At 60.9% G+C, this 21,012-nt stretch carries 15 protein-coding genes; 9 read left to right on the top strand and 6 right to left on the bottom strand.

Going from position 1 to position 21,012, the window contains the following annotated elements; all coding sequences use genetic code 11:
- Positions 1-51 precede the first annotated feature (51 nt).
- On the bottom strand, positions 52-2,748 hold the full coding sequence (gyrA, locus tag Q5Y75_RS03420; RefSeq protein ID WP_306195686.1) for a DNA gyrase subunit A: 2,697 nt from the start codon (positions 2,746-2,748) through the stop codon (positions 52-54).
- 223 nt (positions 2,749-2,971) lie between these two features.
- Here gyrA and Q5Y75_RS03415 point away from each other — a divergent pair, with 223 nt between their 5' ends.
- A complete protein-coding gene (locus Q5Y75_RS03415; RefSeq protein ID WP_306194356.1) occupies positions 2,972-3,241 on the top strand; it encodes an usg protein in 270 nt (89 codons plus the stop codon).
- Between the two features lie 9 nt (positions 3,242-3,250).
- On the opposite strand, the gene Q5Y75_RS03410 is transcribed toward Q5Y75_RS03415, so the two are convergent.
- Both Q5Y75_RS03410 and Q5Y75_RS03405 read right to left on the bottom strand, forming a co-directional pair.
- Positions 3,251-4,834 carry a caspase family protein gene (locus Q5Y75_RS03410; protein ID WP_306194355.1) on the bottom strand — a complete coding sequence of 528 codons (1,584 nt, stop codon included), beginning with the start codon at positions 4,832-4,834 and terminating at the stop codon, positions 3,251-3,253.
- Between the two features lie 112 nt (positions 4,835-4,946).
- Positions 4,947-5,900: a radical SAM protein gene (locus Q5Y75_RS03405; RefSeq protein WP_306194354.1), complete on the bottom strand. Its 954-nt coding sequence runs from the start codon at positions 5,898-5,900 to the stop codon at positions 4,947-4,949.
- Between the two features lie 171 nt (positions 5,901-6,071).
- Here Q5Y75_RS03405 and zwf point away from each other — a divergent pair, with 171 nt between their 5' ends.
- From zwf to Q5Y75_RS03365, 8 genes are all read left to right on the top strand, one after another.
- Complete coding sequence (gene zwf, locus Q5Y75_RS03400; RefSeq protein ID WP_306194352.1) at positions 6,072-7,523, top strand: glucose-6-phosphate dehydrogenase; 1,452 nt, start codon at positions 6,072-6,074, stop codon at positions 7,521-7,523.
- On the top strand, positions 7,520-8,191 hold the full coding sequence (gene pgl / locus Q5Y75_RS03395) for a 6-phosphogluconolactonase (protein WP_306194351.1): 672 nt from the start codon (positions 7,520-7,522) through the stop codon (positions 8,189-8,191). The genes zwf and pgl overlap by 4 nt, the downstream gene beginning before the upstream one ends.
- 8 nt (positions 8,192-8,199) lie before the next feature.
- Positions 8,200-9,804, top strand: coding sequence for a glucose-6-phosphate isomerase (gene pgi / locus Q5Y75_RS03390; protein WP_306194350.1), 1,605 nt, complete (start codon positions 8,200-8,202; stop codon positions 9,802-9,804).
- 166 nt (positions 9,805-9,970) lie between these two features.
- On the top strand, positions 9,971-11,587 hold the full coding sequence (locus tag Q5Y75_RS03385; protein ID WP_306194348.1) for a long-chain fatty acid--CoA ligase: 1,617 nt from the start codon (positions 9,971-9,973) through the stop codon (positions 11,585-11,587).
- 276 nt (positions 11,588-11,863) lie between these two features.
- A complete protein-coding gene (locus tag Q5Y75_RS03380; RefSeq protein ID WP_306194346.1) occupies positions 11,864-12,832 on the top strand; it encodes a TAXI family TRAP transporter solute-binding subunit in 969 nt (322 codons plus the stop codon).
- Positions 12,833-12,931: 99 nt separating this feature from the next.
- Positions 12,932-15,544 carry a TRAP transporter permease gene (locus Q5Y75_RS03375; protein ID WP_306194344.1) on the top strand — a complete coding sequence of 871 codons (2,613 nt, stop codon included), beginning with the start codon at positions 12,932-12,934 and terminating at the stop codon, positions 15,542-15,544.
- A complete protein-coding gene (locus tag Q5Y75_RS03370) occupies positions 15,541-15,972 on the top strand; it encodes a universal stress protein (protein ID WP_306194342.1) in 432 nt (143 codons plus the stop codon). The genes Q5Y75_RS03375 and Q5Y75_RS03370 overlap by 4 nt, the downstream gene beginning before the upstream one ends.
- 122 nt (positions 15,973-16,094) lie before the next feature.
- Positions 16,095-17,240: a fatty acid desaturase gene (locus tag Q5Y75_RS03365; RefSeq protein WP_306194338.1), complete on the top strand. Its 1,146-nt coding sequence runs from the start codon at positions 16,095-16,097 to the stop codon at positions 17,238-17,240.
- A gap of 4 nt (positions 17,241-17,244) precedes the next feature.
- Here Q5Y75_RS03365 and Q5Y75_RS03360 read toward each other — a convergent pair whose 3' ends face one another.
- From Q5Y75_RS03360 to Q5Y75_RS03350, 3 genes are read right to left on the bottom strand one after another with little or no spacing between them, the layout of a single operon-like run.
- A complete protein-coding gene (locus Q5Y75_RS03360; RefSeq protein WP_306194336.1) occupies positions 17,245-18,954 on the bottom strand; it encodes a dipeptide ABC transporter ATP-binding protein in 1,710 nt (569 codons plus the stop codon).
- Positions 18,951-19,907, bottom strand: a complete 957-nt coding sequence (locus Q5Y75_RS03355; RefSeq protein WP_306194335.1) for an ABC transporter permease — start codon at positions 19,905-19,907, stop codon at positions 18,951-18,953. Before Q5Y75_RS03355 ends, Q5Y75_RS03360 begins: the two co-directional genes overlap by 4 nt.
- Positions 19,904-20,881, bottom strand: a complete 978-nt coding sequence (locus Q5Y75_RS03350; protein WP_306194333.1) for an ABC transporter permease — start codon at positions 20,879-20,881, stop codon at positions 19,904-19,906. Before Q5Y75_RS03350 ends, Q5Y75_RS03355 begins: the two co-directional genes overlap by 4 nt.
- Between the last annotated feature and the right edge of the window lie 131 nt (positions 20,882-21,012).

Genomic DNA, 21,012 nt, shown 5'->3' with positions numbered 1-21,012 from the left:
CGGCGCGGCTGGGCATGTGGAAAGGGCGCCCCGGTCGGAGCGCCCCTCGCTTTACTCTTCGGCCTCGTCCTCGGCCTGCTCGGCGATCCAGGCGACGCTGACGACCTCTTCATCCTTGCCGGTGTTGAACACCTTCACCCCGCCAGCCGAGCGTGAGCGGAAGGAAATGCCATCGACCGGCACCCGGATCGACTGGCCCCTAGAGGTGGCCAGCATGATCTGATCGTCCAGATCCACCGGGAAGGAGGCCACCAGATCACCACCGCGCATCGCCCTGTCCATGGCGGCCACGCCCATACCACCGCGTCCGCGGACGGGATAATCGTGGCTGGAACTCAGCTTGCCGGAGCCGCCGGAGGTGATGGTCAGGATCAGCATTTCGGAGGCCGACATCTCGGCATATTTCTCCTGGCTGAAATCGCTGCTGGCGGCCACGCCGTCCTCTTCGCCATTGTCCTCATCGGTCAGGCCCGCAACGGCGCGCCGCATCTTCAGATAGGCAGCACGATCCTCAGGGCTGGCCTCGAAATGGCGGATCACCGACATCGACACGACCCGGTCGCCATTGCTGAGCTTGATGCCCCGCACCCCGGTCGACTCGCGCGAATTGAACACGCGCACATCGGTGGTGCGGAAGCGGATGGCGCGGCCGGAATTGGTCACCAGCATCACATCATCCTCATCCGAGGAGATGCGGGCATTCACCAGTTGCACGCCCTCAGGCAGCTTCATAGCGATCTTGCCGTTGCGACGGACATTGGTGAAATCGGACAGCCGGTTGCGCCGCACGTCACCGGCGCTGGTGGCAAAGACCACCTGCAGGTTTTCCCATTCGTCATCGGGTACATCTACCGGCATGATCGCGGCGATCGACACACCGGGCGGGATCGGCAGGATGTTGACGATGGCCTTGCCCTTGCCAGTGCGCCCCGATTGCGGCAGGCGCCAGGTCTTGAGCTTGTAGACCATGCCGTCGGTGGTGAAGAACAGAAGCTGCGTATGCGTGTTTGCAACGAAGAGAGTGGTGACCACGTCCTCTTCCTTGGTCTGCATGCCGCTCAGACCTTTGCCGCCGCGTTTCTGCGACCGGAAATCGGCCAGCGGGGTGCGCTTGATATAGCCACCGCTTGTGACGGTCACGACCATATCCTCGCGCTCGATCAGGTCCTCGTCTTCCATGTCGCCGGACCAGTCGACGATCTCGGTGCGGCGCGGAACGGCGAAGTTCTCTTTCACCTCACGCAGCTCATTTGCGATGATGCTCATGATCCGCTCGCGCGAGCTGAGAATTTCCAGGTATTCCTTGATCTTACCGGCCAGTTCTTCAAGTTCGTCGGTGACCTCTTTGACCCCGATCTGGGTCAGGCGCTGCAGACGCAGTTCCAGGATCGCACGGGCCTGCGTTTCACTAAGATTATAGGTTCCGTCCTCATTCATTTTATGGGTCGGATCGTCGATCAGCTGGATGTAGCCTGCGATATCGGCGGCGGGCCAGCGGCGGGTCATCAGCTTCTCGCGCGCCTCTGCCGCATCAGCGGAGGCACGGATGGTTGCCACGATCTCATCGACATTCGAAACCGCAACCGCGAGACCACACAGGATATGGCTGCGCTCACGTGCCTTGCGCAGATCGTAGGCGGTGCGCCGTGCGACGACATCCTCGCGGAAGTCGATGAAGCTGGTCAGGAACCGGCGCAGGGTCAGTTGCTCGGGGCGACCGCCATTCAGTGCCAGCATGTTGCAGCCGAACGAGGTCTGCATCGGTGAGAAGCGATAAAGCTGGTTCAGCACCACTTCGGGCGTTGCATCGCGCTTCAGCTCGACCACGACGCGCACGCCGTTGCGGTCGGATTCGTCCTGCACATGGCTCACGCCTTCGATACGTTTCTCGCGCACCTGCTCGGCGATCTTTTCGATCATCGAGGCCTTGTTCACCTGATAGGGGATCTCATCCACAACGATGGCGTAGCGATCCTTGCGCAATTCCTCGACGCGGGTCTTAGCGCGGATGATGACGCTGCCGCGCCCTTCCAGATAAGCCTTGCGCGCACCGGATCGGCCCAGCATCACGCCCCCGGTGGGGAAATCGGGGCCGGGGACGAATTGGATCAGCTGCTCGCTGGTCAGGTCCGGATCGTCGATCAGCGCCAATGTGGCATCTACCACTTCGCCCAGATTATGCGGCGGGATGTTGGTCGCCATGCCCACGGCGATACCACCCGCGCCATTGACCAGCATGTTCGGATAGCGCGCCGGCAGGACGGTCGGTTCCTTGTCCTTGCCGTCATAATTGTCCTGAAAGTCGACCGTCTCTTTTTCGATATCGGCCAGCAGGGCGGCGGCAGGCTTGTCCATCCGCACTTCGGTATACCGCATCGCTGCCGGGTTATCGCCATCCATCGAGCCAAAGTTGCCCTGACCATCGAGCAGCGGCAGCGACATCGAGAAATCCTGAGCCATCCGCACCAGCGCGTCATAGATCGCGCTGTCGCCATGCGGGTGGTACTTACCCATCACATCCCCCACCGGACGGGCCGATTTGCGATAGGCCTTGTCATGGGTATTTCCGGTCTCGTGCATCGCATAAAGGATGCGCCGATGCACCGGTTTTAACCCGTCACGCAGGTCGGGGATGGCACGGCTGACGATCACGCTCATCGCGTAATCGAGATAAGATGTGCGCATCTCGGATTCGATGGAGACCGTCGGCCCGTCATAGACTGGGCGTTCAGGCGGGGTTTCATCCATGTTTTCAGGAGTTTCTGGCGTATCGCTCAAGTGGTCTGCCCGATCTTCATTCTGGGTCTATATCTTGTGGGTGTATCTTATCAGACTGCACATATGGGGTGCAAGCGGTGTGATTTGTGATCGAAAAACCGCAGTTCACGTTACGTTAACATATTGTTTTCCAGAAGGATTAACCTTTTTCGTGCTACCATAGGGGGACCACAGCACAAACTGGAGGTCATAGATGGAGAAAACTGAAACAGAGTTGATGCTTAAGGGGTACGGGCTGACCACGGCGGAATTCTTCTACCACATGCCTGATTATATCCATGTTCTGAATACATTTATCTGGCAGGATTACGATCTGGCACCGGATCACCCGAAGCTCTTTGAATTCGTGGAATTCTGGCAGCGCGAGATCGAAGGCCCGCTGCATTCGGTGCGCTTCACGCATCGCAAGATGATTTCGCCGGGGGAATGGCGGAATGTGAAGGGGGAATTTTACCTTAACTGACGGGCAGGATTAACCGACCCGCCAGGCATAAACGGCACACCCGGTGGAGCCGTTGGCGGTAAAGCTGTTGCCATCCGGCGCAAGCCGACCGCGCCATGTGACCGTGATACCGGGGAAATAATCGGTCCCCGAAAGCTGGTTTTCATTCAGAAAGATCACGGTATTGGCTTTTTGACCCAGTGAATCCGTCAAATTGCCATTATATTTGTTGCCCCCGGCACGCGTATATCGCACCTGACCCGTCACTTTGACCACGAGGGCGCAGGTCGCTTTGAAGTTCCAGGTTCCGGCCATGCTCAACGTTGTGGTCTTGGGCGCCGGAGCAGCTTTGGGCGCAACCGCGACCTTGCAGATCGTGCCGCTATGGCCCTGCAACTCTTCCAGCGCATGGGTCGTTCCCAGATCATCTGAACCCAGATTCGAGCCGCTGTCGCGCAGATAGGCGCTGAATGCCCGTTTGGTGCGCGGCCCGGCAACGCCGTCAGCGCCCCCGGCACTGCATCCCAGCGCGTTCAGCGCAACCTGCGTGTCGCGCATGACGTTACGCTGATCGGCCACAACTGGGGCGGCGGCCACTTCGACGGTTTCCGTTTCCGTCTGACGTGACACGGGCGCGGTGTCGGCCTGCGCAAGCGACTGACGCAACTGCAGAGCAACGGTATAGCTGTAATCTTCTGAGCGATCCTCATAGCGCTCCAGGAAACTGTCCAGCGCGGTCACGGTGCCAACCGAGCGGGCCAGCGCCAGATCGGCGCGCATGTCGTCGGAGGCTTCGGGTGATGCCGAGGGCAGGGCCTCTGCCACCGGGGTCGCCGCCGCCGCTGCGGGGGTGAAATAGAACTTGCCCAGCAACTCGTCATAATAGGCGGGCACCTGGCGATGCTGCACGGTGCTGGCCAGATCGCGCACCTCAAGCCGCAGGTCCGAGACCAGCGCGCGCAGCTCCAGACCCGGTTTCGACAGCCTGGGCAACAGGGCGCGGGTGAAGACCGAATTCTGCGCCTCGTCCCCGTCATGCAGCCGGTCCAGCGCCATCTGACCCGCACCGGCCGAGAAGATCACAAAGGTGCCCTGGGGCGCGGTGATCCGGCCCAGACCGCGCGTGCCGCCAATGCTGCGGCCCTGCACGGTTTCAAACGGGTTGTCGCGGCAGGCATCGATGATGGCGATGGCCGTGCGCGCGCCGGTCTGACGCACCCGATCCAGCAGGTCCGACAGGGCGATGGATTCCGATTTCACAAAGTCGCTCTCGCCGCTGGAGGGGGCCACGATATCGGTGGGCAGCAGGTAATTCTCGCCATCGATTTCAACGCCATGGCCTGCGTAGAACACAAAGGCGGTGTCTCCGGGCTGCAGTTTCGAGGTGAATTCCGAGATGCGCTGGTTCATGCCGCGCCGGTCCTGATCGATGGCTTCGACCGTGTCAAAGCCCAGCTCGCGCAGCTTTTCACCAACGGCGCGCGCATCGGCACCGGCTTTCTCCAGCACCGGCACATCGGCATAGTCGTCATTGCCAATGACCAGAGCCAGTCGGTTCGCCGCCAACAGGCTGGACGGCAGCAGGCTGAACAGCAGTATCAGAACAAAGCGCATGACGAATTCCTTGTGTATGGCAGACCCGAAATACAGCGGACCTGCCTTGCACTATACGAATCCCGCGTCAGCGCGATCAGTGAATTTTATCACAATCTGGATTTTCTGCGGCTCAGGCGGAACAGCTTGCCCCACCCAACACGCAGAATTTGGCGCAATGGGGGTGGTTGAGATGCACGTCGCGCTCAGCCTCTTCCAGGGTTTCGCCCAGTTCGAATTCGGGCGAATAGGGCAGCAACGTGCAAGCCAGAACCGTGGGCGACGGCGCGCCTTTGCGCTTGACCACCATGCGCGAGCTGGCGCACATCACATCCGTCGGTGACTTGTTCAGGATGCCCCAGCAAGCGGTTGTAATCTCTGGCACTTCCGCCGTTTCATCCATTTCCGGGAAGAGCACGGTCTGGCCGGGATCACCGGCGTCGATGTCAAAGCCATTGCGTTCATAAAACGCGGCATATCCCGCCCGGCTTTCGGCGTCACTGTCGCCCCAGACGGTGCGCCCGGCCACCGCCATGCGGAACCCGTTGTCACGCAGCCAGCGCATGCCTTCGAGGGTTTTTTCGAAGCTGCCTGCGCTGCGCTCCTCGTCATGCAATTCGGGGCGGTAATGATCTACCGAGATGCGCAGCGTCAGCTTGTCCCGATAGTCATCACGCAACTCCAGCAGCCCGGCGCGCATGGATTTGCGCATCATCGGACGCATGGCGTTGGTGAGAATCAGCACCTCATAGCCGCGCGAAAGACAGGCCCTGGCCATATCGATCATCTGCGGGTTCATGAAGGGCTCACCCCCGGTGAAGCCGATCTCGCGGATCGGCCAGCCGCGCGCCTCTATCTGGTCCAGATAGGAGGTAACCTCATCCGCCGTGAAATAGACCAGCGCATCATTGGTCGGGCTGCTGAGAATATAGCAGTTTGCGCATTCGATATTGCACAGCGTTCCGGTATTGAACCACAGCGTTTCGGGCTTGCTCAGCGCGACGCTGGCACGGTTCGATCCGTCAGCGGTCACGTGCCTGTTCTGAAACTTGCCCGCATTCGCGGTTGGCTGCTCAAGGTCTTTCATGATTGTCTTCCGGAGTGGTGAGTTGAAAGCTGTGTATCCCAAAGATGGGGGCGAGGGAACGAAACGCCCCATCAGGTGACAGGTTTGTGATTGTTAGAGAAATGTCGTCTTGGATGAATATTGTTGGCGCTAACATTGGACTTTGCCACAGCGACGGATTAAGGACAGGCCATGGTATCGCGCGTCATCCCGGTCGAGCCGTTCGACCTCGTCATTTTCGGCGGCACAGGCGATCTTGCCCGGCGCAAGATCCTGCCCGCGCTCTATCGCCGGTTCCGGGCTGGTCAGATGCCAGCCGGGGCGCGGGTGATCGGGGCCGCGCGGGCGGACCGCTCGGTCGAGGATTACCGCGCCTTCGTGCGTGGGGCGCTGATGGAGTACGGGCTCTCGGCCGCAGGTGAACAGATCGAGGGCGCGTTTCTCGATCTGGTGCAATATGTGCAGATTGATGTCACAGGCGCGCAGGGTTGGGATCAACTGGCTGATAAACTGCTGCCCGGTCGCGTGCGCGCCTACTACTTTTCCGTCAGGCCGCGCCTGTTTGGAGCCTTGGCTGAGCGCATCCAGGCGCACGGACTGGCCTCTGAACATACGCGGATCGTGGTCGAGAAGCCCTTTGGCAACGATCTGGACAGCGCCCGCGCGCTGAACGCCACGCTTGCGGCGCATTTCGACGAGCGCCAGATTTACCGGATCGACCACTATCTGGGCAAGGAGACCGTCCAGAACCTGATGGCGATCCGCTTTGGCAACATGATGTTCGAACCGCTCTGGAACAGCCAGTATGTGGATCACATCCAGATCACCGTGGCCGAATCCGTGGGGGTTGGCGGGCGTGGCGATTATTATGACCGCGCAGGTGCGATGCGCGACATGATGCAGAATCACCTGATGCAGCTTCTGTGCCTGATCGCGATGGAACCGCCTGCCAAGTTCGACCCCGACGCGGTGCGCGACGAAAAGCTCAAGGTCATCCGCGCGCTGGGGCCGGTCGAGCCCTATCATATCGTGCGGGGGCAATATCAGGCCAATGGTGAGCGGCCCGGCTACCGCGAAGAGGTTGGCAATGAGCGCTCATTCACCGAAAGCTATATCGCGCTCAAGGCCAATGTCAGCAATTGGCGATGGGCGGGCACGCCGATCTATCTGCGCACAGGCAAACGCTTGGTGGCGCGCTCCTCGGTGATTAACGTGGTGTTCAAGGATGCGCCCCATTCGATCTTCGGCGAAGAGGCCGGGCGCCATGCCAACCTGCTGTCGATCCGCTTGCAGCCCAATGAGGGCATCACGCTGAAAGTGACGATCAAGGAACCGGGGCCGGGGGGCATGCGGCTGGTCGACGTGCCGCTCGACATGAGCTTTGCCGAGGCGCTGGGGCCGGACAGTCAGAGCGCAACGGATGCCTATGAACGCTTGATCATGGACGTGATCCGGGGCAACCAGACGTTGTTCATGCGCGGCGACGAGGTCGAGGCCGCATGGGCCTGGACGGACCCGATCATCTCGGGCTGGACAGCGGCAGGCGATGTGCCGAAACCCTACGAGATTGGCAGCACAGGACCGGGCGACGCCGAGCTGCTGATGAAACGCGACGGTCGCCAATGGCAGGGGATCAACCCATGAACCTGAGGGAATACGCGGATCGCGACATGCTGGCCATTGATGTGGCCAATATGCTGGCGGGCGAGCTTGAGACCGCGCTTTTGCATCATGACACCGTCTCGCTGGCAGTGCCTGGCGGCACCACGCCGGGGCCGATCTATGACGTACTCTGCGCCGCCGATCTGGAATGGGACCGGGTGCACGTGTTGCCGACAGACGAGCGCTGCGTGCCCGCCGACAGTGACCGCTCCAACGCGCGTCTGATCGCCGAACGGCTGCTGGTCAACCGAGCCGCCGCAGCGCATTTCCTGCCGCTCTATGCGCCTGCCGACGATCCGACCGATGGTCTGGCCGCGGTCGCTGAACAGGTCACCGCGCTGCGGCCTTTGTCGGTTCTGGTACTGGGGATGGGCGCGGATATGCACACTGCGTCGCTCTTTCCCGGTATGGTCGGGTTGGCGGCCGCATTGGATGCCCATGCGCCCGCAGTGGCGCTGGCGCAGCCTGAAACCCAGCCAGAGGCGCGCATCACCCTGACCGCGCCGGTTTTGAACGGGGCGCTGTCCAAGCATTTGCTGATCTTCGGCCAGGAAAAGCGCGATGTGCTCGACCGCGCCATGTCACTGCCCCCGGAAGAGGCCCCCATCGCGGCGGTGCTCGACGGGATCACGGTTCACTGGGCGGAATAGGATAGATCATGTTCGACGAATTGAAGGCGCTTAAGGCGCAGAGTCAGGGGCGCAGAATTGTCGATCTGTTTGACGCCGATCCCGCGCGGGCCAGCCGGTTTTGCTGCGAAACCTCAGATATGCGGCTGGATTATTCCAAGACGCAGATCGACGCGGATATCCGCAATGCCTTGATTGCCCTGTGCGACAATGCTGCCCTGGCCGGCAAGCGCGAGGCCATGTTCTCGGGTAAGCCGATCAACGAGACCGAGGGCCGCGCGGTGCTGCATACAGCCCTGCGCAACCTCGATGGCGGTCCGGTCCTGGTGGACGGTCAGGATGTGATGGCGGAGGTTCTGGCAACGCTTGACGATATGCACCGCTTTGCCGAAGCGGTGCGCGAGGGCACGCTGACCGGGGCAGGCGGCCCCGTCACGGATGTGGTCAATATCGGCATCGGCGGGTCCGATCTGGGGCCTGCGATGGCGGTGCTGGCGCTGGCGCCTTATCATGACGGGCCGCGCTGCCATTTTGTGTCCAATGTGGACGGGGCCGATATTGCCGACACATTGCGCGGGCTCGACCCGACACGGACGCTAGTGATAGTGGCCTCCAAGACCTTCACCACCATCGAGACCATGACCAACGCCCGCACCGCGCGGGCCTGGATGAGTGAAGGCGGCGGCGATCCGTCCAAGCAATTTGCGGCGCTTTCGACTGCGCAGGATCTGACTGCGGCATTCGGCATCCCGGCAGAGCACGTGTTTGGCTTTGCCGACTGGGTCGGTGGGCGCTATTCGGTCTGGGGGCCAATTGGCCTGTCGCTGATGATCGCTATCGGCCCCAAAGCCTTCGACGCGTTCCTGCGTGGCGGGCAGGCGATGGATGAGCATTTCCGCGCCGCTGACTGGCACGAGAACATGCCGGTCCTGCTGGCGCTGGTGGGCATCTGGCATCACCAGATTTGCGGTTATCCCAGCCGCGCCGTGCTGCCCTATGATCAGCGCCTGTCTCGTCTGGCGGCCTATTTCCAACAGCTTGAGATGGAATCGAACGGCAAATCCGTGGCGATGGATGGCACCTCGCTGACCGTGCCCTCCGGCCCCATCGTCTGGGGCGAGCCCGGCACCAACGGGCAGCATGCCTTCTACCAGTTGATCCATCAGGGCACCGGTGTTGTGCCCTGCGAGTTCATGATCGCCGCCGAAGGGCACGAGCGCGATCTGGCCCATCACCACCGCTTGCTGGTCGCCAATTGCCTGGCCCAGTCCGAGGCGCTGATGCAGGGCCGCTCGCTGGAGGAGGCGCGCGCGCGGATGGCCGCCAAGGGATTGACCGGCGACGAGCTGGAGCGGCAGGCGCGGCACCGGGTCTTTGCGGGCAACCGGCCCTCGACCACGCTGATCTACCCGCAACTGACGCCCTTTGTTCTGGGCCAGATCATCGCGCTTTATGAACACCGGGTCTTTGTCGAAGGAGTGATCCTGGGCATCAACTCTTTCGATCAGTGGGGCGTTGAACTGGGCAAAGAGCTTGCCACTTCGCTGGGTCCCATCGTGGAGGGCGAGCAAAGCGCCGAAGGCAAAGACGGCTCGACCGCCGCGCTGGTCGATTACGTGCTGCGCTATCGCTGAGCGTTCTTCCATCTTGTCAGCCCCGCCCATGCTCGTCAGAGTGCTGGGCGGGAGGAGAGACCGTGGTATTCGCTTGAGGCGATGCGCCGCGCGCTGTTCCCGTTTGGAGTGACGTGAAACGACGGCCCCGGCAAAAAGATGGGCCGCGGATTGGGAGGATACCGCCATGCTCGGACAGATGATGACGCAACCTTTGCTGATTTCGTCTTTGATTGACCACGCCGAAAAATACCACGGTGAAACAGCAATCTGGTCGGTCAACACCACCGGGGGTGTCGAAGAAACAAACTGGGCGCAGGTGGCAGGCAACGCCCGGCGTCTGGGGTCAATCCTGAGCGCACTGGGGCTGGAACCACAGGCGCGGATCGCGACACTCGCCTGGAACAACCGCCGCCATCTTGAGACCTATTTCGGGGTCTCCGGCGCCGGACTGGTCCTGCACACGATCAACCCCCGGCTTTTTCCCGAGCAGCTAGTCTATATCATGAACCATGCCGAAGACCGGGTGCTGTTGCTGGACGCCACTTTTTTGCCATTGGTTGCACCGCTTCTGCCGCAGCTAGAGACGGTCGAACATGTGGTGCTGTTGGGGCCGCGCGACGCGGCGGCGGAACAGATTCCGGGGCTAAAATTCTATGACGAGTGGATCGCAACAGGCGACCCGGAGTTTGCCTGGCCCTCGTTTGACGAAAACACCGCGTCGAGCATGTGCTACACTTCGGGCACCACGGGTCATCCCAAAGGCGTGCTGTATTCTCACCGTTCCACCATGCTGCACAGCTTCGGCTCGAACACGCGCGATTGTATCGGCTTTTCGGCGCGCGATGTGGTGCTGCCCGTCGTGCCGATGTTTCATGTCAACGCCTGGGGCTCGCCTTATGCCTGCGCCATGTCGGGCTCTCGCATGGTGCTGCCCGGGCCGGATTTGAGCGGTGAGGCGCTTGTTGGCCTGATCGACCGGTTTGGCGTCACCCTGGCACTCGGCGTGCCGACGATCTGGCAGGGCCTGCTGGCTTTTGCACGCGGCAGCGACACCAAGCTGGCCAGCCTTGAGCGCACGGTGATCGGCGGCTCGGCTTGCCCACCTTCGATGATCGCTGAGTTCCGCGACGATTACGAGGTTGAGACGGTGCATGCATGGGGCATGTCCGAGATGAGCCCGCTGGGCACCACCAATGTGCCGCTGGCCAAGCACGCCAATCTGCCCGTCGAGGAACAGCACCGACTGCGCGAAAACCAGGGTCGACCACCTTACGGGGTCGAGATGAAGATCGTTGATGATGACGGCAATGCGCTGCCCAATGATGGCGAAACCCAGGGCGATCTGATGGTGCGGGGGCATTGGGTGCTGGACAGCTATTTCCGCAAACAGGACGAGGATTTGCTGCAGGATGGCTGGTTCGCCACCGGCGATGTGGCCACGATTGATCCCGATGGCTACATGACCATCCGCGATCGCTCGAAGGACATCATCAAGTCGGGTGGTGAATGGATCAGCTCGGTCGAGCTGGAAAACATCGCCGTGGGCCACCCGAAATTGGCCGATGCCGCCGTGGTTGGCGTGCCGCATCCGAAATGGGATGAGCGGCCTCTGCTAGTGGCGGTAAGCGATGAGGGGCAGGACCCGACTCAGGATGAGTTGCTGGCCTATTTCGACGACAAGATCGCCAAATGGCAGATCCCCGATGCCGTGGTCTTTGTTGAGGCGCTGCCACGCAACGCGACGGGGAAAGTTCTCAAACGGACGCTGCGCGATCAGTTTGGCGATGCGCTGACCGGTTGACCGGGACTGGTCACTAAGAGTTTCGGCACCGCGCCAACGGGGAAAATCACGGCATTGCGATCATATGTGAGGTCTTTGCCCTGCTTCGCCTCGGCAAGACTTGACATCTTGTCGCACCGGGTGACAGCTTGGTCGGCACTGGGAGCGATAATTAAATCAAGTGCTTGGAAAACGGTTGAAGCGGATCGGAAAGGTCCTGTAACCATTGAGGTCCGTAAAGGCGGGCCCGGACTGCACCTGATGACGCGCCCGCTAAAAACACAGTGGGAGATATAAATGAAACATTTCGGAAAGCTGGGCCTTGCATCGCTGGCAACCGCCGCCTTCATGGCACCTGCAGCGATGGCCGAAGAGTTCATCACCATCGGTACCGGTGGTGTGACAGGGGTTTACTATCCAACCGGTGGCGCGATCTGCCGCCTGGTTAACAAGGGCCGCAAAGAACACGGGATCCGCTGTTCGGTCGAATCGACCGGCGGGTCTGTCTACAACATCAATACCATCCGCGAAGGCGAGCTTGAGTTTGGCGTCGCCCAATCCGACTGGCAGTATCACGCCTTCAACGGCACCTCCAAATTCGAGGAGCAAGGTCCGTTTGAAAACCTGCGCGCGGTGTTCTCGGTCCACCCAGAGCCCTTCACCGTTGTGGCGCGCGCCGATTCCGGCGTGGCCAATTTCGAGGACCTGAAGGGCAAGCGCGTCAATATCGGTAACCCCGGTTCCGGCCAGCGCGGCACCATGGAAGTGCTGCTGGAAGCCATGGGCTGGAGCACCGATGATTTCGAACTGGCGACCGAACTAAAGGCGGCTGAACAGTCGGCGGCGCTCTGCGACAACCAGATTGACGCCATGGTCTATACCGTGGGTCACCCCTCGGGTTCGATCCAAGAAGCGACTACGGCGTGTGACTCGGTGCTGGTCAACGTGACCGGCGATACGGTCGGCAAGCTGGTTGATGACAATTCGTTCTACCGTACCGCCACCATTCCCGGTGGTATGTATCGCGGCAGCGATGGTGACACACAGACCTTTGGTGTGGGCGCAACCTTTGTGACCTCGGCAGATGTGTCGGAAGACGCGGTTTATGCAGTGGTCAGCTCGGTCTTTGAAAACTTCGACGACTTCAAGAAGCTGCACCCGGCCTTTGCCAACCTCAAGCCCGAGGAAATGGCCAAGGACGGTCTGTCCGCTCCGCTGCATCCCGGTGCTGCGAAGTATTACAAGGAAAAAGGCTGGATCGAATAAGATCGGCTGAACAGCGGGGCGCATCAATTGCGCCCCGTTTGCCCTTACGGGCCCAGAACCAGAACCGTCACAAAGACGGACCGGACAGGGAGATGACGCATGGCCTCTGACACACAGGGCAATCGCCCGCTCAGCGAAGAAGAACTACAGGAACTGGTCGCCTCCTCGGATGCGGGTGCGCGTGATCCGGCCGGCAATGTCGGGCTGTTCCTCGCCATCGTGGCGGTGATCTGGTCGGTGTTTCAGGTCATTCTGGCCTCGCCCCTGTCCAACTACATTCTGCCCGGCAGCGTGGTGAATAACTCGCGCCAGATTCATCTGGCCTTTGCCATGTTCCTGGCGTTTTCCGCCTATCCCGCGCTGAAATCCAGCCCGCGCAATTACATCCCGATTCAGGACTGGATCATGGGGCTCGCCGGGTCGTTCCTCGCGCTCTATGGCTATTTCTTTTACAACAAGATCGTCGACGCGGGCGGTTTGGCGGATGATACCGACAAGTGGTTCGCGCTTGTTGGCCTGCTGCTGCTGTTTGAGGCCGCGCGTCGCGCGCTTGGCCCGGCCATGGCGATCATCGCAACGATTTTCCTGGCCTACGTCTTCTTTGGCTCGTCCGAATGGGTCCCCGAAGTGATCCGCTGGAAGGGCGCCAGCCTGCAAAAGGCGATGAGCCATATGTGGATCACGTCAGAGGGCGTGTTCGGCATTGCCCTTGGTGTCTCCACCAAGTTCGTCTTCCTCTTCGTTCTGTTCGGCGCGCTGCTGGATAAGGCGGGTGCGGGCAACTACTTCATCAAGATGGCCTTCGGCGCGCTCGGGCACCTGCGCGGCGGCCCGGCCAAGGCTGCTGTTGTGGGCTCAGCCGCGACCGGCCTGATCTCAGGCTCGTCCATCGCCAATGTGGTCACCACGGGCACTTTCACCATCCCGCTGATGAAGCGGGTCGGCTTTTCGTCAGAAAAGGCCGGTGCGGTCGAAGTCGCCTCGTCCGTTAACGGTCAGATCATGCCGCCGGTGATGGGCGCCGCCGCCTTCCTGATGGTGGAATATGTCGGCATCTCTTATGTCGAGGTGATCACCCACGCCTTCCTGCCCGCCGCAATCTCTTATATCGCGCTGGTCTATATCGTGCATCTGGAAGCGGTGAAGCGGAACATGCCGACCTTGGGCAACCGCGTCGTCTCGATGGGTCGGACCATTGGTGGCATGGCGATCTTCTTCGTCGGCTTTGCGGCGCTGTGTTACGGGGTGCAATACCCGATCAAAGCGGTCATCGCCCTCATGCCCGGAGCATCCGGCCTAGTACTGTCCGCGCTTGTTGTGGTCGTCTATCTGGTGCTGCTGAAACTGGCCGCCGGGGTCAAGGACCTCGTGCCCGATGACCCCAATGCCAAAGAGGTCGAACTGCCGGTGATCGCAGAGATCTACAAGGCGGGGCTCTATTACCTGCTGCCGATCATCGTGCTGGTCTACTTCTTGATGATCGAACAGAAATCGCCGGGCCTGTCTGCCTTCTGGGCCACAACGCTGCTCTTTGCGATCCTGCTGACCCAGAAGCCGCTCAAGTCGATCTTCCGCGGTGAAAACAGAACCGCCAACGCTTTCATGGACGGCGTGGTCGACCTGTGGCAGGGGCTGATCGACGGCGCCCGCAACATGATCGGCATCGCTTTGGCCACCGCCACCGCAGGCGTGATCGTGGGCACCGTGACGCTGACCGGTGTGGGGCAGGTGATGGCCGATCTGGTCGAGTTCCTGTCGGGTGGCAACCTGATCGCCATGCTGGCGCTGGTGGGCCTGCTCAGCCTGATCCTTGGCATGGGCCTGCCGACCACTGCGAACTATATCGTGGTCAGCTCTCTGATGGCTGGTGTGGTCGTCGAACTGGGCGCGCAGGACGGGCTGATCGTGCCGCTGATCGCGGTGCATCTGTTCGTGTTCTATTTCGGGATCATGGCCGATGTGACGCCACCCGTCGGGCTGGCGAGCTTTGCTGCCGCCGCCGTTTCGGGCGGGGATGCGATCAAGACCGGGTTCACCGCGTTCTTCTACAGCCTGCGGACCGTGGCGCTGCCGTTTGTGTTCATCTTCAATACCGATCTCTTGCTGATCGACGTGACATGGATGCAGGGGATCATCGTGGCAATCTCGGCCACCATCGCGATCCTGATCTTCACGGCGGGCACCATGGGTTACTTCCTGACCAAGAGCCGCATCTATGAAAGCGTCGCGCTGATCCTGATCGCATTTGCGCTGTTTAGGCCAGACTTCTTCATGGACCGTATTTCGCCCCCCTATGCCCAGATCGAACCGGCAGCTCTGGTCGAGGCGGTTGGCGCGGCACCTGCGGGCAGTGAGATGCGGGTCACCGTGGAAGGCCCGGATTTCGATACCGGCGAGATGAAAGAGACCACGCTGCAACTGACCATCGGAGAAGAGCCGGATGGTCAAGCCCGTGTCGACGCGCTTGGCCTGATGCTGCTGCCCGAGGACGGGGTTGTGAAACTGGACGAGCCGCTCTTTGGGACGCCGATCTCGGACGAAATGGGCACGTTCGACTTTTATGCTGACGAACCGGTGCGTCTGGCAACCGTTCTTGCCCCGCAGAGCCAGTCTCCCAAAGAGCTGGTCTTCATCCCCGCGCTGCTGCTTCTGGGCCTGATCGCCTTCCTGCAGCGCGGCCGTGCCGCAAGACAAACAGAGGTGACCGCATGACCCGTTCCGTTCTTTGTGCCGTCGATGCCGGCAAGCCCGAAAGCGACGCCGAAGTGCTGCGTCAGGCTGCGCGTCTGGCGGATCTGGATGATGCGCAGTTGGATGTTGTCACCGTGTTGCCGGATTTCGGCGAATCCTTTGTCTCGCAATTCTTCGAACCGCAGCATCACGAGCATGCGATCCAACAGGCGCAGCAGGCGCTGGAGGCTCTGGGCACGTCGGTGCTGGGCGAGGAGCGTAACGCCAAGGTCCGCCATGTGGTGGCAACTGGTTCGGCCTATCAGGAGATACTGAGAACCGCCGAAAGCGCGGGCAGCGACCTGATCGTGATCGGCGCGCATCGCCCTGACCTGAAGGATTATCTGCTGGGTCCCAATGCCGCGCGCGTGGTGCGTCATTCAACAGTGTCGGTCTACGTAGTGCGCTAAGCCGCGACCGGCATTCTCTCAAGGCCCCGGACCCGTCCGGGGCTTTTTCGTGAATGTCTCAAAGCTTGCACGGTCCCGGTTTGCGCGCCATTCTCATGTCGCATCGATCGTGATGGTGAGACATGCAATATCAACCCCTGTCGCAGGTCCGTGAGACGCTGAAGGTCCAGTGGTACCGCTCGCGCATGCCGCCCGAGCGGTTTCGCGAATTGTCCAGGCGCAGCGACCGGCAGGGCTGGAAACAGGCGGGCGGTCATTTGGCCCTGTTCTGCCTGACCGGTCTGGCAACCTATGTGACCTGGGCGCAGGGCCTGTGGCTGCTTTTTGTGGTGGCGCTGTTCTGTCACGGCACCGTCGCCAGTTTCTTTCGCGGCACTGCAACCCATGAGCTTGGCCATGGCACCGTGTTCGAGACGCGCTGGCTCAACAAGCTGTTCCTGTATCTCTTCAGCCTGATCAGCTGGTGGAACCCGTTCGACTATGCCGCCAGCCACACCTATCACCACCGCTATACGCTGCATCCCGAAGGCGATCGAGAGAACCTGCTGCCGCTGCATCCTAATGTAGGGCGGACCTTTCTGTTGCAGCTTTTCACGATCAACCTGTTGACCCCGCCGGGGCGCACCTTTGGCAAGGGCGGGTTCATCTCGACGGTTCGGGTCACGCTGCTGGATGCAATGGGGCAGGTGGGGTCCACCAAGATTCCCTTCAACGAATGGCTGCAGGCGCTGCATCAGGACCAACCCGAACAGCATCGCCGGTCAATCTGGTGGTCGCGCGTGCAACTGGCCTTTCACGGCGCTGTGCTTGTGCTTGCAATTGCAACGGGGCAATGGGTGCTGCCGCTGATCCTGACCGTGCCCAGCTATATCGCCAACTGGCTCAGCTATTTCGTCGCGCTGCCGCAGCATTGCGGACTGATGGAGAACACCACGGACTTTCGCAAAAGCACGCGCTCAATCCGCCTGCCCAAACCGGTCGAGTTTCTGTATTGGCACATGAACTGGCATACCGAACATCACATGTATGCAGGCATTCCCTGCTACAACCTTCCCGCGCTCGCGTCCGAAATACGCGAGGACATGCCCGAACCCCGCAGCCTGCGCGGGGCATGGCGCGAGATGCTCGATACCTGGGAGCGACAGAAGGCGGACCCGGATTATGAGTTCGACACGCCGCTGCCCGCGACAGCAAAGACGCAACGGCGGAAGGCAACCGAGCGGGATGAAGCGTCTATCGGAGACCTTGCGCCACAAGGGTTGCAGTGACGGCTTAACTCTCGGCCACGAGGTTTTCGGTCGACAGATCGTCAAGCTTGGGCATCAGCTCCAGCAATTCGCGCGCATACTCGGTTTGCGGATTGGCAAACAGATCATCGGTTTGTTGAATCTCAGCGATCTTACCACCCTTCATCACCGCCACGCGGTCGCACATCTGCCGCACCACCGGCAAATCGTGGCTAATGAACAGCATGGTCAGGCCCAGATGTTCCTGCAGGTCCTTGAGGATGTTGAGAATCTGCGCCTGGATCGACACGTCCAGCGCGCTGGTGGGTTCGTCACAGATCAGGAACCGGGGTTGGGTGGCTAGGGCCCGTGCGATCGAAATGCGCTGTCGTTGCCCGCCCGAGAACTCATGCGGGTATTTCACTGCCGCTTCAGCACCCAGTCCGACCTGATCCAGCAATTCGCGCACCCGCTTGTCGATGGCATTGCCTTCCAGCAGGCGGTGATGGCGGATCGGTTCGGCCACGATATCATCCACCCGCATGCGCGGGTTCAGCGATGAATAGGGGTCCTGAAAGATCATCTGGATTTCCTGGCGATAGGCGTTCAGCGCCGCCTTATCGCTCAGGTCGCTAACCACCTGACCGTCAAAGGTGATGCGGCCTTCATCCACATCATAAAGCCCGGAAATCATCCGTGCGACGGTGGACTTGCCGGAGCCGGATTCGCCGACCACACCAAAGACTTCGCCCGGTCTGATGTCGAAACTCACAGAATCCACGGCGGTGAAAAACTCCCGATCCCAGGGCAACAGGCCCTTGCGCAGCAAGAAGCGCTTGGTGATGCCTTCGATCTGGAAGAGCGGCTTCGACATGTCATTGTCGGTCTTGGGCCAGTTGCGCGCCAGATCCTCGATGGCAAAGCGGGTCTCGCGACCGCCATAGCTGATCTGCGGAAAGCGATGCAGCTTGAGCGTCGGGCGCGGCACAGCAGCGATGAGCGACTTGGTATAGGGGTGCTGCGGGTTGCCCATGATCTCATGTGTGGGCCCGCTTTCCACCGGCTCGCCATCATACATCACGGTGACCAGATCGGTGGTCTCGGCAATCACGCCCATATCGTGCGTTACAAGGATAACGCCAACCTGACGCTCGCGCGCGAGCTCCTTGATCAGGTCGAGAATCTGCGCCTGCACCGCCACATCCAGCGCCGTTGTCGGCTCATCGGCAATGATCACATCGGGGTCTGAACACAGCGCCAGCGCGATCACCACACGCTGCCGCATACCGCCCGAGAACTGATGCGGATACTGGTTCAGCCGCGTATCGGGATCGGGGATGCCAACGCGGTCGATCAGGTCGCGGGCGCGTTTGGTGGCCTCACCCTCCGAGACATCGTGATGGGCCTGAATAGTCTCGACCAGTTGTTCCTTGACCGTAAAAAGCGGGTTCAGCGAGGTCAGCGGGTCCTGAAAGATCATCGAGATGCTGCGCCCGCGCAGCTTGCGCATGGCCTCGTCATCCAAACCGCTGATCTGGTCGCCCTTGAAGCTGATCACGCCAGCGGTGATATGGCCGGGCCGTTCCAGCAGCCCCAGCACCGCCGCGCCGATGGTGGATTTGCCAGCCCCGGATTCGCCCACCAGCCCGTGGATCTGGCCGGGCTCTACAACAAGCGAGGCATGGTTCACCGCCCGGAATATCTTGCGCCGGGTGGGGAATTCGACGGTCAGGTCTTTGATATCAAGTAAGGTCATCGCAGCTTCGGATTCAGGGCGTCGCGCAGCCAGTCGCCCAGCAGGTTTACGGAAAGGGCAAGGGCCAGAAGAGTGACGGCGGGGAAGAACAGAATCCACCATTCGCCGGAGAACAGGAAGCCCTGGCCAATGCGGATCAACGTGCCCAGCGAGGGCTGTGTGGGCGGCGCGCCAACCCCGAGGAAGCTGAGCGTCGCTTCGGCGATGATCGCTAGCGCCAGCGAGATGGTCGAGATCACCAGCACCGGTGACAGCACGTTGGGCAGGATATGGCGGAACATGATCGGGAAAGATCCGCGCCCGATCAGCCGCGCGGCCTGCACGTATTCCTTGTTCTTCTCGACCAGCGCGGCACCACGCACCACGCGGGCAAACTGCACCCAGTCAGAGAGCGCGATGGCCACGATCAGCACCCAGATTGCCATCTGGTTGCGGTATTCCGGCGGGGTGAAGCCCTTGGCGATGCCAAAGATCAGCATGGCCACCAGAATGGCCGGAAAGGTCAGCTGTACATCCGCGACCCGCATGATCAGCGTCTCAACCCAGCCGCCGACATAGGCTGCGACAAGGCCAAGGATCACGCCGATGATCATCGCCAGCAGCACCGCCGAGATGCCGACGAAAAGCGAGATGCGCATGCCGTAAAGGATGGTCGAGAACACATCGCGCCCCTGATCATCCGTGCCCAGCAGGAAGGTGTCCTGCGTGAACGCGTTGGGCTGTCCCGGCGGGGTGAAACCGTTCATCAGGTTCAGCGTGGCCGGATCAAACGGGTTATGCGGTGCGATCCAGGGCGCAAAGAGCGCGGCCAGAAACAGCACCAGCACCACCAGCAGCGCCACGATGGCGACCGGCGAATGGCGGAACGCATAGGCAAAATCGCTGTCCCACATCTGCGCCAGGCGCGAGGGCCGGGACGGGGCAGGGGCGGGTTTTTGGGTCAAATCGCTCATGCGGTCCTCCCGTCGATGCGCAGGCGCGGGTCGATGGCGTAATAGAGCAGGTCAACAATCAAGTTGATCGACACAAACATCACCGAAATCAGCATCAGATAGGCGGCCATGACCGGGATATCGACAAACTGGATCGCGTTGATGAAGAGCAGGCCCACGCCGGGCCACTGAAACACCGTCTCGGTGATGATGGCGAAGGCGATGATCGAGCCCAGCTGCAGCCCCGTCACCGTGATCACCGGCACCAGCGTGTTCTTGAGCGCATGGCGGAAATTGATCACCCGGTCGGTCAGACCACGGGCGCGGGCAAAACGCACATAGTCGGCGCGCAGCACTTCCAGCATTTCTGAGCGCACCAGCCGCATGATCAGTGTCATCTGATAGAGGCCCAGCGTGATCGCCGGTAATATCAGCGCCTTGAGGCCTGATGCGGTCAGGAACCCAGTGGACCAATTGCCGATTTTCACCGTCTCACCACGGCCGAAACTCGGTAACAAATCCAGCTCGACCGAGAAGATATAGATCAGCAATATCCCGATCAGGAAGGTGGGCAAGGAGACCCCGATCAGACTAACCGTCATGATGGCATTTGCGGCAAAGCCTTGTCGTCGGATCGCGGTAAAGACACCCAGAGCGATGCCCAAGGTGATCGCCAGAAACCCCGAAACGGCGGCCAGTTCCAGCGTGGCGGGCGCGCGTTCGGCAATGATGGTCGAAACCGGGCGGCCCTGACGGTAGGAGACACCGAAATTGCCCTCGACCGCGCCTTGCAGGAACTTGAAATACTGCACCGGGAACGGCTTATCGAGGCCCAGTTCCGTGCGCAGCCGGTCGATGTCGGCCTGGGTGCGCTCCTGCCCCAGCATGTTGTCGATCGGGTCGCCAACAAAGCGGAACATCGAAAACGCGACCAGCCCCACGACGAGCAGCACGATCACGGACTGAAACACCCGCCGGATGATATAGGCTAGCATTCTGTCTCCCTTTTAGTCCGGTTTCTTGCGACGCCCGGATTGCCGTCGGACGATCTGTGCCGTCCTTGCCATCCTTTGGTGATAGTGCAGTTTGCCGGGACCCACCAGAGCTAGATCCCGGCTTTTTGGTT

The organism is Ruegeria discodermiae, from assembly GCF_030758345.1.
Classification (GTDB): domain Bacteria; phylum Pseudomonadota; class Alphaproteobacteria; order Rhodobacterales; family Rhodobacteraceae; genus Ruegeria_C.
Note: the sequence above shows the minus strand (reverse complement) of the source record. Positions and strands in the feature narration are given on the sequence as shown.